Raw genomic sequence first — 15,479 nt, 5'->3', positions numbered from 1 at the left:
CCGGACGTGTCGCCACGCCCGGGGCCGGGCAGCCGGCCGGCCGGTCAGGCCTGCGGGTAGCGGCGCGGGGTCCACGTCACGCGGGAGCCGTCCGGCCGCTCGGTGACCTGGGTCTGCGAGGAACCGATCAGCAGGATCGTGCGCATGTCCACCTCGGACGGCTCCAGTTCACCGAGCGCGAGGACGCGTACCGACTGCTCCGGGCCGCCCACGTCCCGCGCGACGACCACCGGGGTCCGCTCCGAACGCAGCTCCAGCAGCAGCTCCTTGGCCTGGGCCACCTGCCGGGTCCGGCTGCGCGAGCCCGGGTTGTACAGGGCGAGCACCAGGTCGGCCGCGGCGGCGGCGCGCAGCCGCTCCGCGATGACCTCCCACGGCTTGAGCCGGTCCGACAGGGAGATGGTGGCGTAGTCGTGGCCGAGCGGGGCCCCCGCCGCGGCGGCCGCCGCGTTGGCGGCGGTCACCCCCGGCAGGACCCGTACGGGCACGTCCTTGTACTCCGGCTGCCCGGCGACCTCCAGGACGGCGGTGGCCATCGCGAAGACGCCCGGGTCGCCGCCGGAGACCACGGCCACGCGCTTCCCGCGCCGGGCGAGGTCGAGCGCGAACTCGGCGCGCTCCGACTCCACCTTGTTGTCGGAGCCGTGCCGGACCTGGCCCGGCTTCGCGGGGACCCGGTCCAGGTACGTGGTGTACCCGACGAGCACCTCGGCGTCGGCCAGCGCCCGCCGCGTCTCGGGGGTGAGCCAGAGCGGCCCGGCCGGCCCGGTGCCGACGACGACGACCTCGCCGGGCCCGGACGGCACGCCGCCCGGGTTGCCGATGCGGCTGGGCACCACGGCGACGGCGAAGTACGGGACGGTGTCGGGGTCGGTGTCGGCGAGGACGCCGGTCCGCTCCCCCTCCATGGTGGCGCGCTCCACGTAGCGGGCCTCCGCGAGGCGGCCGCTGCCCTCCATCGCCCGGCGTACGGCGGGGAAGGTGCGGCCGAGCTTCATCACGACCGCGGAGTCGGTGGCGGCGAGGCGGGCGGTGAGCTCCTCCTCGGGCAGGGTGCCGGGCAGGATCGTCAGCACCTCCTCGCCCTCGACGAGCGGGGTGCCCAGGCGGGCCGCGGCGGCGCTCACCGAGGTCACGCCCGGGATCACCTCGGCTTCGTACCGGTCGGCGAGCCGCTTGTGCATGTGCATGTACGAGCCGTAGAAGAGCGGGTCGCCCTCGGCGAGCACGGCGACGGTCCGCCCGGCGTCCAGGTGCGCGGCGAGCCGGGCCGCGGAGGCCTCGTAGAACTCCACCATCGCGCCCTGGTAGCCGCCTGGGTGGTCGGTGGTCTCGGTGGTGACCGGATAGACCAGCGGCTCCTCGACGTGGTCGGCGCGCAGGTGCTTCGCGGCGATCGAGCGGGCGATCGAGCGGCCGTGGCGGGCGCTGTGGTACGCGATGACCTGCGCCTCGGCGATCACCTCGACGGCCCGCAGGGTCATCAGGGAGGGGTCGCCCGGGCCGAGCCCGACGCCGTACAGCTTCCCGGGGCGTGCCGCGTCGCCGGCTGCGCTGCTCATTCTTCCTCGCTCGCGATCGCGTTGACGGCGGCGGCGGCGATGGCGCTGCCGCCGCGCCGGCCGCGCACGATCAGGTGGTCGAGTCCGCTCGCGTGGGCGGCGAGCGCGTCCTTGGACTCGGCGGCGCCGATGAAGCCGACCGGGACGCCGATGACGGCGGCGGGGCGCGGGGCGCCCTCCTCGATCATCTCCAGCAGCCGGAACAGCGCGGTCGGCGCGTTGCCGACGGCGATCACGGAGCCCTCCAGCAGGCCGCGGTCACGCCAGACTTCGAGCGCGGCGGCGCTGCGCGTGGTCCCCGTCTTGGCGGCGAGGGCGGGCACGGCGGGGTCGGAGAGGGTGCAGATCACCTCGTTGCCGGCGGGCAGCCGCTTGCGGGTGACCCCGCTGGCGACCATCTGGACGTCGCAGAGGATCGGCGCGCCGGCGTGCAGCGCGGCCCGTGCGCGGAGCACGACCTCCGGGGTGTAGCCGAGGTCCTGGGGCAGGTCGGTCATTCCGCAGGCGTGAATCATGCGCACCGCGACCTGGGCGACGGAGGCGGGCAGCCCGGAGAGGTCCGCCTCGGCGCGGATCGTCGCAAAGGACTGGCGGTAGATGGCCGCGCCGTCCTTCTCGTACTCGAACACTGTGTACTCGCTCATTTCTTCGCTGCGTCGTGGGAGGTGGTGCGGCGTACGGCCGCGAGGGCCGCGGGAAGTTCGGAGGCCGGGAGGGCCCGGCGCGGTGCGTGTCCGGCCGCGGACAGGTCGTACCCTTCGGCGGTGGCGACCAGGTCCGCCCAGGCGGTGCCGCGGGGGTGCCCGCACCGGCGTTCGCAGCCGGACCAGTGCACGGGCAGCGGGCGGGTCCCCTGCGGGTGCGGTCGTCCCTGCGCCACGACGGCGCGCGCGTCGGCGCGTACGTCCGCACGGGACTTCGCACAACCGGGCCGCCCCGTACAGGCGGTGACGGACCGCCAGGGGTCGTCGGGGCCGGTCACGAGCCCGGCTTCGGTGAGGGCGGCGAGCGCGTCCTCGGCGGCTCCGGCGGCCAGGCCGGGGATGACGATCCCGCGCCAGGGGGTGAGGCGGACGCGGCCGGTGAGCCCGGCCAGTTCGCGCCACTGCGCGGTGGTCAGGCGGCCCAGCGGTGCGAACACGCTGAGCGCGGCGGCCCCGTCGGGCCCCTCGACCACGCCCGGTTCGGGGGCCGGTCCGCGCAGGGGGGCCGGGGCGTCCCGCACGGCGGAGGCCGGGATCCCGGCGGCGGCCAGCCGGACGGCCAACTCATCGGCAGACAGAGCCTGTTCGGCGGGCAGCTCCGACACCCGCCAGGCCCGGGTGCCCGCTTCCCGCACCGCGTCGAGGAAGTACTCGGCGGCCACGAGCGCGGACCGCGCCGCGTCGGCGGAACCCACCAGCAGCGCGTCCGCCGGGTCGGCGGTCCACAGCAGCGCCCGGTCCCCGCCCCCGCCTCGGACGGCGGTCAGGTTCACATCGCCGTCGAGCGAGGTCACGTCGCCGCGGCCGTCGTCGAGGGCGAACAGGAAGCGCCCCGACAGGCCGGCCGCCGGCGCGCTCGCGCACAGCAGCCGGTCCAGCTCCGCGACCCAGGGGGCCACGTCGGGCAGGGCGCGCCGGTCCAGGCCGGTCAGCGGCGAGGCGACGATGTTGCGGACCCGCTCGTGGGTGGGGGCGGGCAGCAGTCCGGCGCGCACGAGCACGGCCTGCAGTTCGCCGCCGCAGCTCGCGCCGAGCCCCCGCAATTGCGCGTTGCCGCGCGAGGTGAGGTCGATGTGCCCGTCACCGAGCCGGTCCGCCGCGTCGGCCAGCAGCAGGGCCGCGGCCGCGTCGAGCATCCCGCCGGGTATCCGGATCCGGGCCAGGTACCCGTCGTCCGCCGCGTGCAGCCTCAGCGCACCGGGGCAGGCGTCACCGCGGTCACGTATGACCGGTTCGTCCCGCACTGCGGCGGAAGGGGGCTGGGGCGGCATGGCGGCGAGCATACCCACGATTCCCCGAACTCGACCTGTGTCCGTCACCACCCGCCCCCTGCGCCCCATGCTCCGCCCGACCTGCCCCGATCCGCTCCCCGTGCGCGGACCACCCCCACTCCCGGCCAGGGAGAACGCCACCTAAGATGACCACCGGCGGAGCCACGTGGCCCGCTGGGAGGAAGCCCGGTGCGAATCCGGCGCGGTCCCGCCACTGTGAACCCGCGGAGCGATCCGCCGGGTGAGTCAGGAACTCCCGCTGTCCACACTGCCCGGGGCGCGGAAACCCCGAGGAAGGCATGCCGCCGCATGATCCTGCTGCTGTCGACGTCCGACACCGATCTGCTCAGCGCCCGCGCCGCGGACGGCCCCGTGCCGTACCGGTTCGCGAACCCCTCCCGCCTTCCCCTCGACGACCTCCCCGCCCTGCTCGACGGCGTCGACCTGGTCGTCGTACGCCTCCTCGGCGGCCTGCGCGCCTGGCAGGAAGGCCTCGACCTGCTGCTGGCGCCGGCGCAGACCCGCCCGGTGGTCGTCCTCACCGGCGAACAGGCCCCGGACGCCCAGCTGATGGAGGCCTCCACGGTCCCGATCGGCATCGCGGCCGAGGCGCACGGCTACCTCGCGCACGGCGGCCCCGCCAACCTGGACCAGCTGGCCCGCTTCCTCTCCGACACCGTGCTGCTGACCGGCCACGGCTTCGAGCCGCCCGCCGCCGCGCCCACCTGGGGCCCGCTGGAGCGCACGCCGGTGCGCCCGTACGGCCCGCGCATCGCGGTGCTGTACTACCGAGCCCATCAGATGAGCGGCAACACGGCCTTCGTGCACGCGCTGTGCGACGCGATCGTGGAGAGCGGCGGCACGCCCGTACCGCTGTACGTGTCCTCCCTGCGCGCGCCCGAGCCGGAGCTGATCGCCGAACTGGAGTCGGCGGACGCGATCGTGACCACGGTGCTCGCGGCCGGCGGCACCAAGCCCGCCACCGCCTCGGCCGGCGGCGACGACGAGTCCTGGGACGCGGGCGCGCTCGCCGGGCTCGGCGTGCCGATCCTCCAGGCCCTGTGCCTGACCGGCTCGCGCAGTACCTGGGAGGAGAACGACGAGGGCCTCTCCCCGCTCGACGCCGCGACGCAGGTCGCCGTCCCCGAGTTCGACGGCCGCCTGATCACCGTCCCGTTCTCCTTCAAGGAGCTCGACGAGGACGGGCTGCCGGCGTACGTGGCCGACCCCGAGCGCGCCGCCCGCGTCGCCGGGATCGCCGTCCGGCACGCCCGGCTGCGGCACATCGAGCGCCGCGACAAGAAGGTCGCGCTCGTCCTGTCCGCGTACCCCACCAAGCACTCCCGCATCGGCAACGCGGTCGGCCTCGACACCCCGGCCAGCGCCGTGGAGCTGCTGCGCACGCTCATCGCGGGCGGCTACGACTTCGGTCCCGTCGAGGACATCCCGGGCCTGGTCTCCGGCGACGGCGACGAGCTGATCCGTGCCCTGATCGAGGCCGGCGGCCACGACCAGGACTGGCTGACCGAGGAGCAGCTGGCCCGCAACCCGGTCCGGATCCCGGCCGCCGACTACAAGCGGTGGTTCGCCGAGCTCCCGGCCGAGCTGCGCGAAAGCGTGGAGCGGCACTGGGGCGAGGCCCCGGGCAACATGTTCGTGGACCGCTCCGCGAACCCTGAGGGCGACATCGTCCTCGCCGCGCTGCGCCGCGGGAACCTGCTCATCCTGATCCAGCCGCCGCGCGGCTTCGGCGAGAACCCGATCGCGATCTACCACGACCCCGATCTGCCGCCCTCGCACCACTACCTGGCCGCGTACCGCTGGATCCAGGCGGGCGCGCAGGACGGCGGCTTCGGCGCCGACGCGATGATCCACCTGGGCAAGCACGGCAACCTGGAGTGGCTGCCGGGCAAGAACGCCGGCCTGTCGGCGGCGTGCGCGCCCGACGCCGCGCTGGGCGACCTGCCGCTGATCTACCCCTTCCTGGTCAACGACCCGGGCGAGGGCACCCAGGCCAAGCGCCGGGTGCACGCCACCCTGGTCGACCACCTCGTGCCGCCGATGGCGCGCGCGGAGTCGTACGGGGACATCGCGCGCCTGGAGCAGCACCTCGACGAGTACGCGCAGATCTCCGCGATGGACCCGGCGAAGCTGCCGGCGATCCGCGCGCAGATCTGGACGCTGATCCAGGCCGCGAAGCTGGACCACGACCTGGGGCTGGACGAGCGCCCGGACGACGACGGCTTCGACGACTTCCTGCTGCACGTCGACGGCTGGCTGTGCGAGGTCAAGGACGCCCAGATCCGCGACGGACTGCACGTCCTGGGCGGTGCGCCGACCGGCGAGGCCCGGGTCAACCTGGTCCTCGCGATCCTGCGCGCCCGCCAGATCTGGGGCGGTACGACGGCCCTGCCCGGCCTGCGCGAGGCGCTCGGCCTGGACGAGTCCGCCGCCACCCGTACCACCGCCGACGAGGCGGAGGAGGCGGCCCGCGCGCTGGTGCAGGCGATGGAGGACGCGAACTGGGCGCCGGAGGCGGTGGCTTCGGTCGCGGCCGGTTACTCGGGCGACGTGGCGGCCGTACTGGACTTCGCGGCCCGGGAGGTCGTTCCGCGCCTGGCGGGCACGACGGACGAGATCACGCACGTGGTGGCGGCCCTCGACGGCCGTTTCGTCCCGGCGGGCCCCTCGGGTTCCCCCCTGCGCGGCCTGGTGAACGTCCTTCCCACGGGCCGGAACTTCTACTCGGTCGACCCGAAGGCCGTTCCCTCCCGCCTCGCGTGGGAGACGGGCCAGGCCCTGGCCGACTCCCTGCTCACCCGCTACCGCACGGACAACGGCGAATGGCCGGCCTCCGTCGGCCTGTCCCTGTGGGGCACCAGCGCGATGCGCACCTCCGGCGACGACGTCGCCGAGGCGCTCGCCCTGCTCGGCGTCCGCCCGGTCTGGGACGAGGCCTCGCGCCGCGTCACGGGCCTGGAGCCGATCCCGCTCGATGAGCTGGGCCGTCCCCGCATCGACGTGACCCTGCGCATCTCGGGCTTCTTCCGGGACGCGTTCCCGCACGTCATCGGCCTGCTGGACGACGCGGTACGGCTGGCGGCGGGGCTGGACGAACCCGCCACGGACAACTTCATCCGGGCCCACGCCCAGGCGGACCTGGCCGTCCACGGTGACGAACGCCGCGCGACGACCCGCATCTTCGGCTCGCGCCCGGGCACGTACGGCGCCGGCATCCTCCAGCTGATCGACTCCCGCGACTGGCGTACCGACGCCGACCTCGCGGAGGTCTACACGGTCTGGGGCGGCTACGCGTACGGCCGCGGACTGGAGGGCCGGGCGGCGCGCGAGGAGATGGAGAGCGCGTACAAGCGGATCACGGTGGCCGCGAAGAACACGGACACCCGCGAGCACGACATCGCCGACTCGGACGACTACTTCCAGTACCACGGCGGCATGGTGGCCACGGTCCGCGCGCTGCGGGGCACGGCCCCGGAGGCGTACATCGGCGACTCCACGCGCCCGGAGACGGTCAAGACCCGCACGCTCGTGGAGGAGACCTCCCGCGTCTTCCGCGCCCGCGTGGTGAACCCCAAGTGGATCGAGGCGATGCGCCGCCACGGCTACAAGGGTGCCTTCGAGCTGGCGGCGACGGTCGACTACCTCTTCGGCTACGACGCCACGACGGGCGTGGTGGCCGACTGGATGTACGACAAGCTGACGGAGACGTACGTCCTGGACCCGACCAACCGCGCCTTCCTGGAGGAGGCCAACCCCTGGGCCCTGCACGGCATCGCGGAACGCCTCCTGGAGGCCGAGTCCCGCGGCATGTGGGAGAAGCCGGACCCCCAGATCCTGGAATCCCTGCGCCAGGTCTACCTGGACACGGAAGGCAACCTGGAAGCCGACTCGGAGTAGACCGCTCCGAGCGCCCCGCTCTCTGGAAGCCGTCCTCCTCGCCCCCGCCGTGGGCGAGGGGGACGGCTTTCGCCGTGTGCGTATCCCCCACGCGCCACGCGCGTCCCGGAACGGCTCACGTGTCACCTGAAGCGGTGAACTCTTCCTTGTCCCGGCAGCGGATCGGGCAAGGCCCTGCTGATCTCGTGCGGGGGCCGCAGGCAAGGGAGCCCCCGCGCCCTCGGACGAAAGGTCCAGCCCGCCGTGACACAGCCGTTTCGACTGCCGGATTTCTATGTGCCGTATCCGGCGCGCCTGAACCCCCGTCTGGAGGCCGCGCGAGCGCACACCAAGCGCTGGGCCCGCGGCTTCGGGATGCTGGAGGGGTCGGGCGTGTGGGACGAGCGGGACCTCGACTCGCACGACTACGCGCTGCTGTGCTCGTACACCCACCCCGACTGCGGCGGCGACGCGCTGGACCTGGTCACCGACTGGTACGTGTGGGTCTTCTTCTTCGACGACCACTTCCTGGAGGTCTACAAGCGCACCCAGGACCGCGCGGGCGCCAAGAAGTACCTCGACGGGCTGGCCGCCTTCATGCCGATGGACCTCGCCGACGGGTTCCCCGAGCCGGCGAACCCGGTCGAGGCGGGCCTCAAGGACCTGTGGTCGCGGACCGTGCCCGCGATGTCGATGGACTGGAGGGAACGGTTCTCCGAATCGACCAGGAACCTCCTCAACGAGTCGATGTGGGAGCTGCACAACATCAACATCGGCCGGGTGGCCAACCCTCTCGAATACATCGAGATGCGCCGCAAGGTCGGCGGCGCCCCCTGGTCCGCCGGGCTGATCGAGTACGTGTCCGCCGAGGTCCCGGCCCGGGTCGCGCACGCGCGTCCGCTCGAAGTGCTCCGTGACGCCTTCTCCGACGCGGTGCACATCCGCAACGACATCTTCTCCTACCAGCGCGAGGTGGAGCAGGAGGGCGAACTCTCCAACGCCGTCCTGGTCCTGGAGACCTTCCTGGACTGCACCACCCAGGAGGCCGCCGACCTCTCGAACGACCTGCTGACCTCAAGGCTCCAGCAGTTCGAGCACACGGCGCTCGCCGAGGTCCCCGCGCTCGCCGTCCGGCACGGCCTCGACCCGGTCGAGACGGCATCCGTACTCGCGTACGCGAAGGGGCTCCAGGACTGGCAGTCCGGCGGCCACGAATGGCACATGGTCTCCAGCCGCTACATGAACAAGGAGGCCAAGGGCGGCGCGGCCGCCCCGCTCACCCTGCCCTTCCTGCCCACCGGACCGGGCACCGCCGCCCTCGACCTGCGCTCGCTGTTCACCCCGCGCGCCATGGAGCTGCGCCGGCGCAGCTTCACACACGTGCCGTTCCAGAAGGTGGGGCCTTCGCTGCTGCCCGACTTCTCGCTGCCCTTCCCCCTCACCCTCAGCCCGCACCTGGACCTGGCCCGCCGCGAACTGGTGCTCTGGTCCCGGGAGATGGGCCTGCTGGAGCCGCAGCCCGGCGATCCCGGCTCCGACATCTGGGACGAGGACAAGCTGGTCGGCATGGACTTCGCCCTGTGCTCGGCGGGCATCGACCCCGACGCCACCGCCGAGGCACTGTGCCTGAGCGCGCAGTGGCTCACCTGGGGCACGTACGCGGACGACTACTACCCCAAGGTGTTCGCCGGCTCGAAGTCCCCGGGAGCCGCCCGGGTGGCGACCGACCGGCTGATCTCGATGATCCCGGTGGACCCGGCCGAGGCCCCGGAGCCCGTCACCGCGATGGAGCGCAGCCTGAAGGACCTGTGGGCGCGGACGGTCGCCGGGATGAGCCGCGCCGTGCGTGCGGAGTTCCGCGGGCACGTCATCGGCATGCTGGACAGCTGGGTCTGGGAGATCGGCAACGCGGTCGTGAACCGGATTCCGGACCCGGTGGACTACGCCGAGATGCGCCGCTTCACGTTCGGCTCGTACATGACGATGTTCCTCGCCAAACTCGGCCACGAGGGCGACGGCGTGCCGCCCGAGGTCCACCGGGACGGGGTGATGCGCTCGCTGGAGAGCGCGGCGGCGGACGTCGGGTGCATCACCAACGACCTCTTCTCGTACCAGAAGGAGATCGAGGTGGAGGGCGAGGTGCACAACCACGTCCTGGTCACCCAGAACTTCTTCGACATCGACTATCCGCGGGCGTTCGCCGTCGTCGCCGACCTGATGGTGCAGCGCACCAAGGAGTTCGAGCACATCCGCGACCACCAACTGCCGCTGCTGTACGAGGACTACGGGCTCGACGCGAAGGCACGGGCCTCGCTCGACGCGTACGTGCGGGAGCTGGAGGACTGGATGGCCGCGGTCCTCAACTGGCACCGGAGCGTACGTCGGTACCGGGACGAGGACCTGCACCCGAAGACCGGCGGCCGCAGCCCGGGGGCACCGCTCGGCCGGAGCTCCTCGTTCGGCATGGCGGCCGCCCGGATCTCGCTGCCCGGCTGATCCCGCCCGGCCCGGCGGCGGGGACGGTCCGCCCGCCCCCGCCCCCGCCCCCGCCGCCGGGCCGCGGCCCGTACGCCTCAGAACTCGTCCGCCGTGTGCGGCAGCAGGGGGGTGTGCAGGGCCGCGTCCAGGGCCGCCGCCGCGCCGGGCGTCCGCTCCGCCACCAGTCCGGCGGCGACCAGCTCGACGGCCCGTGTCCCGCCCAGGTAGCAGGCCGCGAGGTCCCGTACGTCGAACTCCAGGTCGGCGGGGGCGGCGGCGTCCTCGTACGCGGCCCCGCCCGGCCCCGCCTTCAGCCGGCGGCGCCCCGCGTTCGCCGGCAGCCGTGCGTCGGCCACCTCCAGCACCACCTCCACCGGCGCGGCCCAGGACCGCCGGGTCAGCGCCGCCCCCACGTCGACCAGCCGCAGCCACAGCGCCGGGAACTGGGCGGTGACCTTGACCTGGTCCCGGTCGGCGGCGAACCGCAGCAGCGGGTCGTCCAGGGGCCGGCCCCACGCGGAGACCCTGCCGGTGAGGTCGAGGCCCGCCAGGCACTCCCACAGGGCGGCGGCCACCGCCGGGGTGTCCGCTTCCAGTTCGTCGACGCGGACCAGGCCGGGGCTGCGGGCCGGGCCGCCGTCGGCCTCGTGCTTCGTGCGGTAGAGCACGTATCCCGCGATCGGCTCGCCCGGATCGCCGAGGGCGATGATCCGGGGCGGGCTCAACTCCTCGTCCTCCTCGTCCTGTTCGCACAGCCAGGACTCGTTCCAGCGCTCCGCGTCGCGGGTCGGACGGCCGGCCCGTCCGGCGCGGGCCGCCTCGTGGCGGGGCCCGATCACGGCGAGCGCGTCCTGCGGGTCGACCAGCCGCAGCGGGCGCGGGTCCGGTGCGATGCGCAGGGCCAGCGGCCGGGTCGAGTCGATCTCGATGGTCGCGCCCTGGGTGGCCGAACCGTAGCCGAAACGGCCGTAGATGGCGGATTCGGAGGCCCACAGTGCGGCGATCGGGCTGCCCGCGGCCGCCGTGCGCCGCAGCTGCTCGTCCATCAGCGCGGTGAGCACGCCGCGGCGGCGGTGGGTGGGGGCGACGCTGACGAAGGTGAGCCCGGGGCAGGGCAGGTCCGCCCCGGGCACCGAGAGCCGGAAGTCGTGCGCGGCCATGAACCCGACCAGCGCGTCCCCGTCGTACGCGCCGAGGCGCGCGCAGGTGCGCAGGAGGGCGTGGTGGCGTTCGCGGCCCTCCTCTTCGGGGCGGTCGTGGAAGACCAGGTACGCGAGCTCCAGAGCGCGGTCGATGTCGGCTTCGGGTACCTCACGGATGTCCACCATGATCGGGAGACTAATCGGTCATCGCGGACCGGTCACCCCATAAGGGCCGGGGTGGCCGGCGGGCGCCGCTACCGCGGGCCCGTCCAGCCCGTGGGGACGTGACCGATCCGGACGCGCTGGGGGTGGTCTCCGACCGGGACGGACACCCGCTTGGCGCCGGTCGCGAAGTCGATGGCGGTGACCTGGTCCGCGCCGCTCTCGGAGATCACGCAGGCCGTGCCGTCCCCGTCGACGGTGGCCCAGTACGGCTTGTTCGCGGGCACCAGCGGCCCTTCGGTGAGCGAGGCGCGGTCCACCACGGTGGCGTAGTCGTCCATGGTGCCCGCGACGCAGAGCTTGGTCCCGTCCGGGCTCATCGACATGCCGTGGTGGCGGGAGTCGTTGACCCAGGTGGTGCGGTCGGCGTTGGTGGCGGGGTGGCGGGGGAGCTCCTTGATCCGGGTGATCCGGTCGGTGGCCACGTCGTATTCCACGACCCCGTTGAAGAAGGACACCTGGAAGTAGAGCTTCGACTCGTCGGGGGTGAAGGACATCGGCCGGACGGCGTCGGAGAGGTCCGAGCGGCCGAAGGCGTCGAGCCGCTCGCGCATGTCGATCACCCGGACCGTGCGGAAGGTCTGCGCGTCCACGACGGTGATCTTCCGGTCGCCCTTCGTCCAGTCCAGCCACGGCGCGTCGAGGGCGGAGGTCACGTCCCCGATGGAGCTGTTCCACAGGAAGCGGCCGTCGCGGCTGAAGGTGTTCTCGTGCGGCTTGTCGCCGGTCGGGAAGGAGCCGAGCTGGCGCCCGGTGGCCATGTCGAGGACGTGCACGGTGTTGGCGGTGGAGGCGGAGACCGCGACGCGGGTGCCGTCCGGCGAGACCGCCATGTGGTCGGAGCGGAAGCCGGAGACGGGGAAGCGCCAGTTGATCCGGCCCGTGCGGACGTCGATCGAGACGACGTCGGCGAAGCTGGGACGGGAGGCGACCACGGCGGAGCCGTCGGGGGTGGTGTACATGTCGTCCACGAACTGGTCGTGGCCCTCGCCCGCGCCGCCGCGGATGCCGAGGAAGAAGGCGAGCTTGATCGGGTTGAGGTAGATCTCCCGGAGCCGCTCCTCCTTGTCGGGGATCATGTTGATCCGGCCCACCTTGGCGAGATCGCCGGTGGAGGCGAGCACATCCGCGGTGCCCTCCCAGTTGTTGCCGACGAACAGCACCTCGCGGACGTCCGCGCCGGCGGCGGCTCCGGCGGCCGGTGCGGACGCCGAGGCCGGGCCGCCCGCCAGCGAGGCCGCGGCCAGGGCGCAGCCGGCGAGGAGCGTACGGACGGGGGTGCGGGCGGTGCGTGCCGTACGGGCGGTGCGTGCGGTGCGGGACATCCGCTCAACTCCGTTACAGGAAGGCGCTGTTACCGGCCGGTAAAATAGGCGGAACAGCAAAAGGGCGCAACCCTCACGGGGTCGCGCCCTGTCCGTCCGTACCTCGGCCGATAGCCGTGCGGGTACTTCCGCGGGTGCCTCGGCGCCTCAGGCGACCGATCCGATCCGGCCGATCACCGTCTTCGAGATGTCCGGGTGGATCGGTATGTGCGCTCCGGTGAGGGCCGCGCCCGAGCCCCCGCGGCGGTTCGCGACGATCTCCGCGGCGATGGACAGCGCGGTCTCCTCCGGGGAGCGGGCGCCGAGGTCCAGGCCGATCGGGGAGCGCAGCCGGGCCAGCTCCAGCTCGGTCACGCCGACGCCCCGCAGGCGCTTGTTGCGGTCCTCGTGGGTGCGGCGGGAGCCCATGGCGCCGATGTAGGCGACGGGCAGCTTGAGGGCCAGTTCGAGGAGCGGGACGTCGAACTTGGCATCGTGGGTGAGCACGCACAGGACGGTCCGGCCGTCCACCGCGCCCGCCGAGGACTGGGCCCGAAGGTAGCGGTGCGGCCATTCGACGACGATCTCGTCCGCCTCGGGGAAACGGTTCTTCGTCGCGAAGACGGGCCGGGCGTCACACAGGGTGACGTGGTAGCCGAGGAACTTGCCGATCCGCACCAGGGCGGACGCGAAGTCGATCGCACCGAAGACGATCATCCGCGGCGGCGGGACGCTGGATTCGACGAGCACCTTGAGCGGCTCTCCGCACAGCCGCCCGTCGGCGCCGATCTCCAGCACGCCGGTGCGGCCGGCGTCGAGCATGGCGCGGGCCTCCTCGGCGATGGTGCGGTCCAGCTCGGGGTGTCCCCCGAAACCGCCCTCGTGGCCGCCCTCGCCCCGGACGAGCACGGCGCGGCCCAGGAGCTCGGCCGGCCCTTCCGCGATCCGGGCGAGCGCCGCGGCCTCACCGCGGGACGCGGCCGCCAGCGCGGCCGCGAACACCTCCCGGGCGGGGGATCCCACGGGCACCGGGGTGATGAGGATGTCGATGATCCCGCCGCAGGTCAGGCCCACGGCGAAGGCATCGTCGTCGCTGTATCCGAAGCGCTCGCGGACGGTCTCGCCGTCCTCCAGCGCCTGCTGGCACAGCTCGTACACCGCGCCCTCCACGCATCCGCCGGAGACCGATCCGATGGCCGTGCCCTCGCTGTCGACGGCGAGCGCGGCTCCGGGCTGCCGGGGCGCGCTCCCGCCGACCGCCACCACCGTGGCCACGGCGAAGTCACGTCCCTGCTCGACCCACCGGTTCAGTTCTTCGGCGATGTCCAGCATTGCGGCCTCCTCAAAGAGGTTCGGTTACCAGTATCGGATGCGCGGAGGGTCGGGGCCGGATCACCGGCCCCGCCTTACTTCACCCCGAGCCATGCCTCGATCGGGTGCTCCGCGAAGAAGATCACGAAGATCACCGTCAGTGCCCACATGAAGGCACCGATCTCACGGGCCTTGCCCTGTGCGATCTTGATGGCCACGTAGGAGATCACACCGGCGGCGACGCCCGCGGTGATCGAGTACGTGAAGGGCATGAGCACCACGGTCAGGAAGACCGGGATGGCGGTCGCGCTGTCGGCCCAGTCCACGTGGCGGGCGTTCTGCATCATCATCGCGCCGATGACCACCAGGGCCGCGGAAGCGACCTCACCCGGGACGATCTGCGTGATCGGGGTGAAGAAGAGGCAGGCCGCGAAGAAGAGGCCGGTGACGACGGAGGCGAGGCCCGTGCGGGCACCCTCCCCGACGCCGGTGGCGGACTCCACGAACACGGTCTGGCCGGAACCGCCGGTCAGGCCGCCGATGGCGCCGCCGGCACCGTCGATGAACAGCGCCTTCGACAGGCCCGGCATGCGGCCCTTGTCGTCGGCCAGCTTGGCCTCGGTGCCGACGCCGATGATGGTGGCCATCGCGTCGAAGAAGCCGGCGAGCACGAGAGTGAAGACGATCATGCCGATCGTCATGGCGCCGACGTCGCCCCAGCCGCCGAAGGAGACCTGGCCGAAGAGCGAGAAGTCCGGCATCGAGACCGCGGACCCGTCCAGGGTCGGCGCACCGTTCTTCCAGGCCTTCGGGTCCACGTCCGCGACGACGTTGACGATCGCGGCGATCACGGTGCCGCCGACGATGCCGATCAGGATCGCGCCGGGGACCTTGCGGGCCTGGAGCATGAAGATGGCGAGCAGGGTGATGCAGAAGATCAGGACGGGCCAGCCGGAGAGCTGGCCGATCGGGCCGAGCTGGACCGGGGGGGAGAACTCCCCGCCGTTGCCGACGAAGCCGGCCTTCACGAGGCCGATCAGGGCGACGAACATGCCGATGCCCATGGTGATGGCGTGCTTGAGCGCGAGGGGGATCGCGTTCATGATCATCTCTCGGAGGCCGGTGACGACCAGGAGACAGATCACGACGCCGTACATCACGCACATGCCCATGGCCTGCGGCCAGGTCATCTGGGGCGCGACCTGCGAGGAGAGCACCCCGGAGACCGACAGGCCCGCGGCCAGGGCCAGCGGCACCTTGCCGACGAAGCCCATGAGGAGCGTGGTCAGGGCCGCGGCGAAGGCCGTGGCGGTGATCAGAGCCTTCTGGCTCATGGTGTCTCCGGCGACGTCCTTGCCGGAGAGGATCAGCGGGTTGAGCAAGAGGATGTACGCCATGGCCATGAAGGTCGTGACTCCGCCACGAATCTCATTGCCGACGTTGGAACCTCTGTGCGTGATGTGAAAGTACCGGTCGAGCCAAGAACGCCCGGCGGGGTTGCGAGAGCCGTCGCCGGCCTCTTCCGCGCTGGTCTTGGGCTCCACAGACGACTGGGTCATGGTGCCTAACTCCCAAGGTTCAAAGGGGC

General features: G+C 72.8%; 9 protein-coding genes and 1 riboswitch. Of the genes, 2 read left to right on the top strand and 7 right to left on the bottom strand.

Annotated features, from left to right (window positions below; genetic code table 11):
- Positions 1-44: 44 nt before the first annotated feature.
- Genes AB0M92_RS32720 through cobG form a run of 3 tightly spaced genes read right to left on the bottom strand, consistent with a single transcriptional unit; the run spans position 45 to position 3,537 of the window.
- Entirely contained in the window at positions 45-1,562 is a 1,518-nt protein-coding gene (locus tag AB0M92_RS32720; RefSeq protein WP_366105968.1) for a precorrin-2 C(20)-methyltransferase, read from the bottom strand.
- A complete protein-coding gene (locus AB0M92_RS32715) occupies positions 1,559-2,206 on the bottom strand; it encodes a precorrin-8X methylmutase (protein WP_366105967.1) in 648 nt (215 codons plus the stop codon). Before AB0M92_RS32715 ends, AB0M92_RS32720 begins: the two co-directional genes overlap by 4 nt.
- Positions 2,203-3,537, bottom strand: coding sequence for a precorrin-3B synthase (gene cobG, locus AB0M92_RS32710; protein ID WP_366105966.1), 1,335 nt, complete (start codon positions 3,535-3,537; stop codon positions 2,203-2,205). The genes AB0M92_RS32715 and cobG overlap by 4 nt, the downstream gene beginning before the upstream one ends.
- Before the next feature lie 139 nt (positions 3,538-3,676).
- Positions 3,677-3,814: riboswitch (cobalamin riboswitch) on the top strand.
- 32 nt (positions 3,815-3,846) lie between these two features.
- Here cobG and cobN point away from each other — a divergent pair.
- Together cobN and AB0M92_RS32700 are read left to right on the top strand one after the other, a co-directional pair.
- On the top strand, positions 3,847-7,455 hold the full coding sequence (gene cobN / locus AB0M92_RS32705; RefSeq protein ID WP_366105965.1) for a cobaltochelatase subunit CobN: 3,609 nt from the start codon (positions 3,847-3,849) through the stop codon (positions 7,453-7,455).
- Between the two features lie 243 nt (positions 7,456-7,698).
- Positions 7,699-9,930 carry a germacradienol/geosmin synthase gene (locus AB0M92_RS32700; RefSeq protein WP_366105964.1) on the top strand — a complete coding sequence of 744 codons (2,232 nt, stop codon included), beginning with the start codon at positions 7,699-7,701 and terminating at the stop codon, positions 9,928-9,930.
- Between the two features lie 77 nt (positions 9,931-10,007).
- Here AB0M92_RS32700 and AB0M92_RS32695 read toward each other — a convergent pair whose 3' ends face one another.
- The 4 genes from AB0M92_RS32695 to AB0M92_RS32680 form a co-directional block, all read right to left on the bottom strand.
- Positions 10,008-11,240, bottom strand: coding sequence for a GNAT family N-acetyltransferase (locus AB0M92_RS32695; protein WP_366105963.1), 1,233 nt, complete (start codon positions 11,238-11,240; stop codon positions 10,008-10,010).
- A gap of 68 nt (positions 11,241-11,308) precedes the next feature.
- Complete coding sequence (locus tag AB0M92_RS32690; RefSeq protein ID WP_366105962.1) at positions 11,309-12,601, bottom strand: YncE family protein; 1,293 nt, start codon at positions 12,599-12,601, stop codon at positions 11,309-11,311.
- Between the two features lie 147 nt (positions 12,602-12,748).
- Positions 12,749-13,912 carry an XdhC/CoxI family protein gene (locus AB0M92_RS32685; protein ID WP_366105961.1) on the bottom strand — a complete coding sequence of 388 codons (1,164 nt, stop codon included), beginning with the start codon at positions 13,910-13,912 and terminating at the stop codon, positions 12,749-12,751.
- A gap of 74 nt (positions 13,913-13,986) precedes the next feature.
- Positions 13,987-15,450, bottom strand: a complete 1,464-nt coding sequence (locus tag AB0M92_RS32680) for an NCS2 family permease (protein WP_366105960.1) — start codon at positions 15,448-15,450, stop codon at positions 13,987-13,989.
- Between the last annotated feature and the right edge of the window lie 29 nt (positions 15,451-15,479).

Origin of the sequence: Streptomyces sp. NPDC051582, from assembly GCF_040681715.1 — a bacterium.
In the GTDB taxonomy this organism is placed as follows: domain Bacteria; phylum Actinomycetota; class Actinomycetes; order Streptomycetales; family Streptomycetaceae; genus Streptomyces.
Note: the sequence above shows the minus strand (reverse complement) of the source record. Positions and strands in the feature narration are given on the sequence as shown.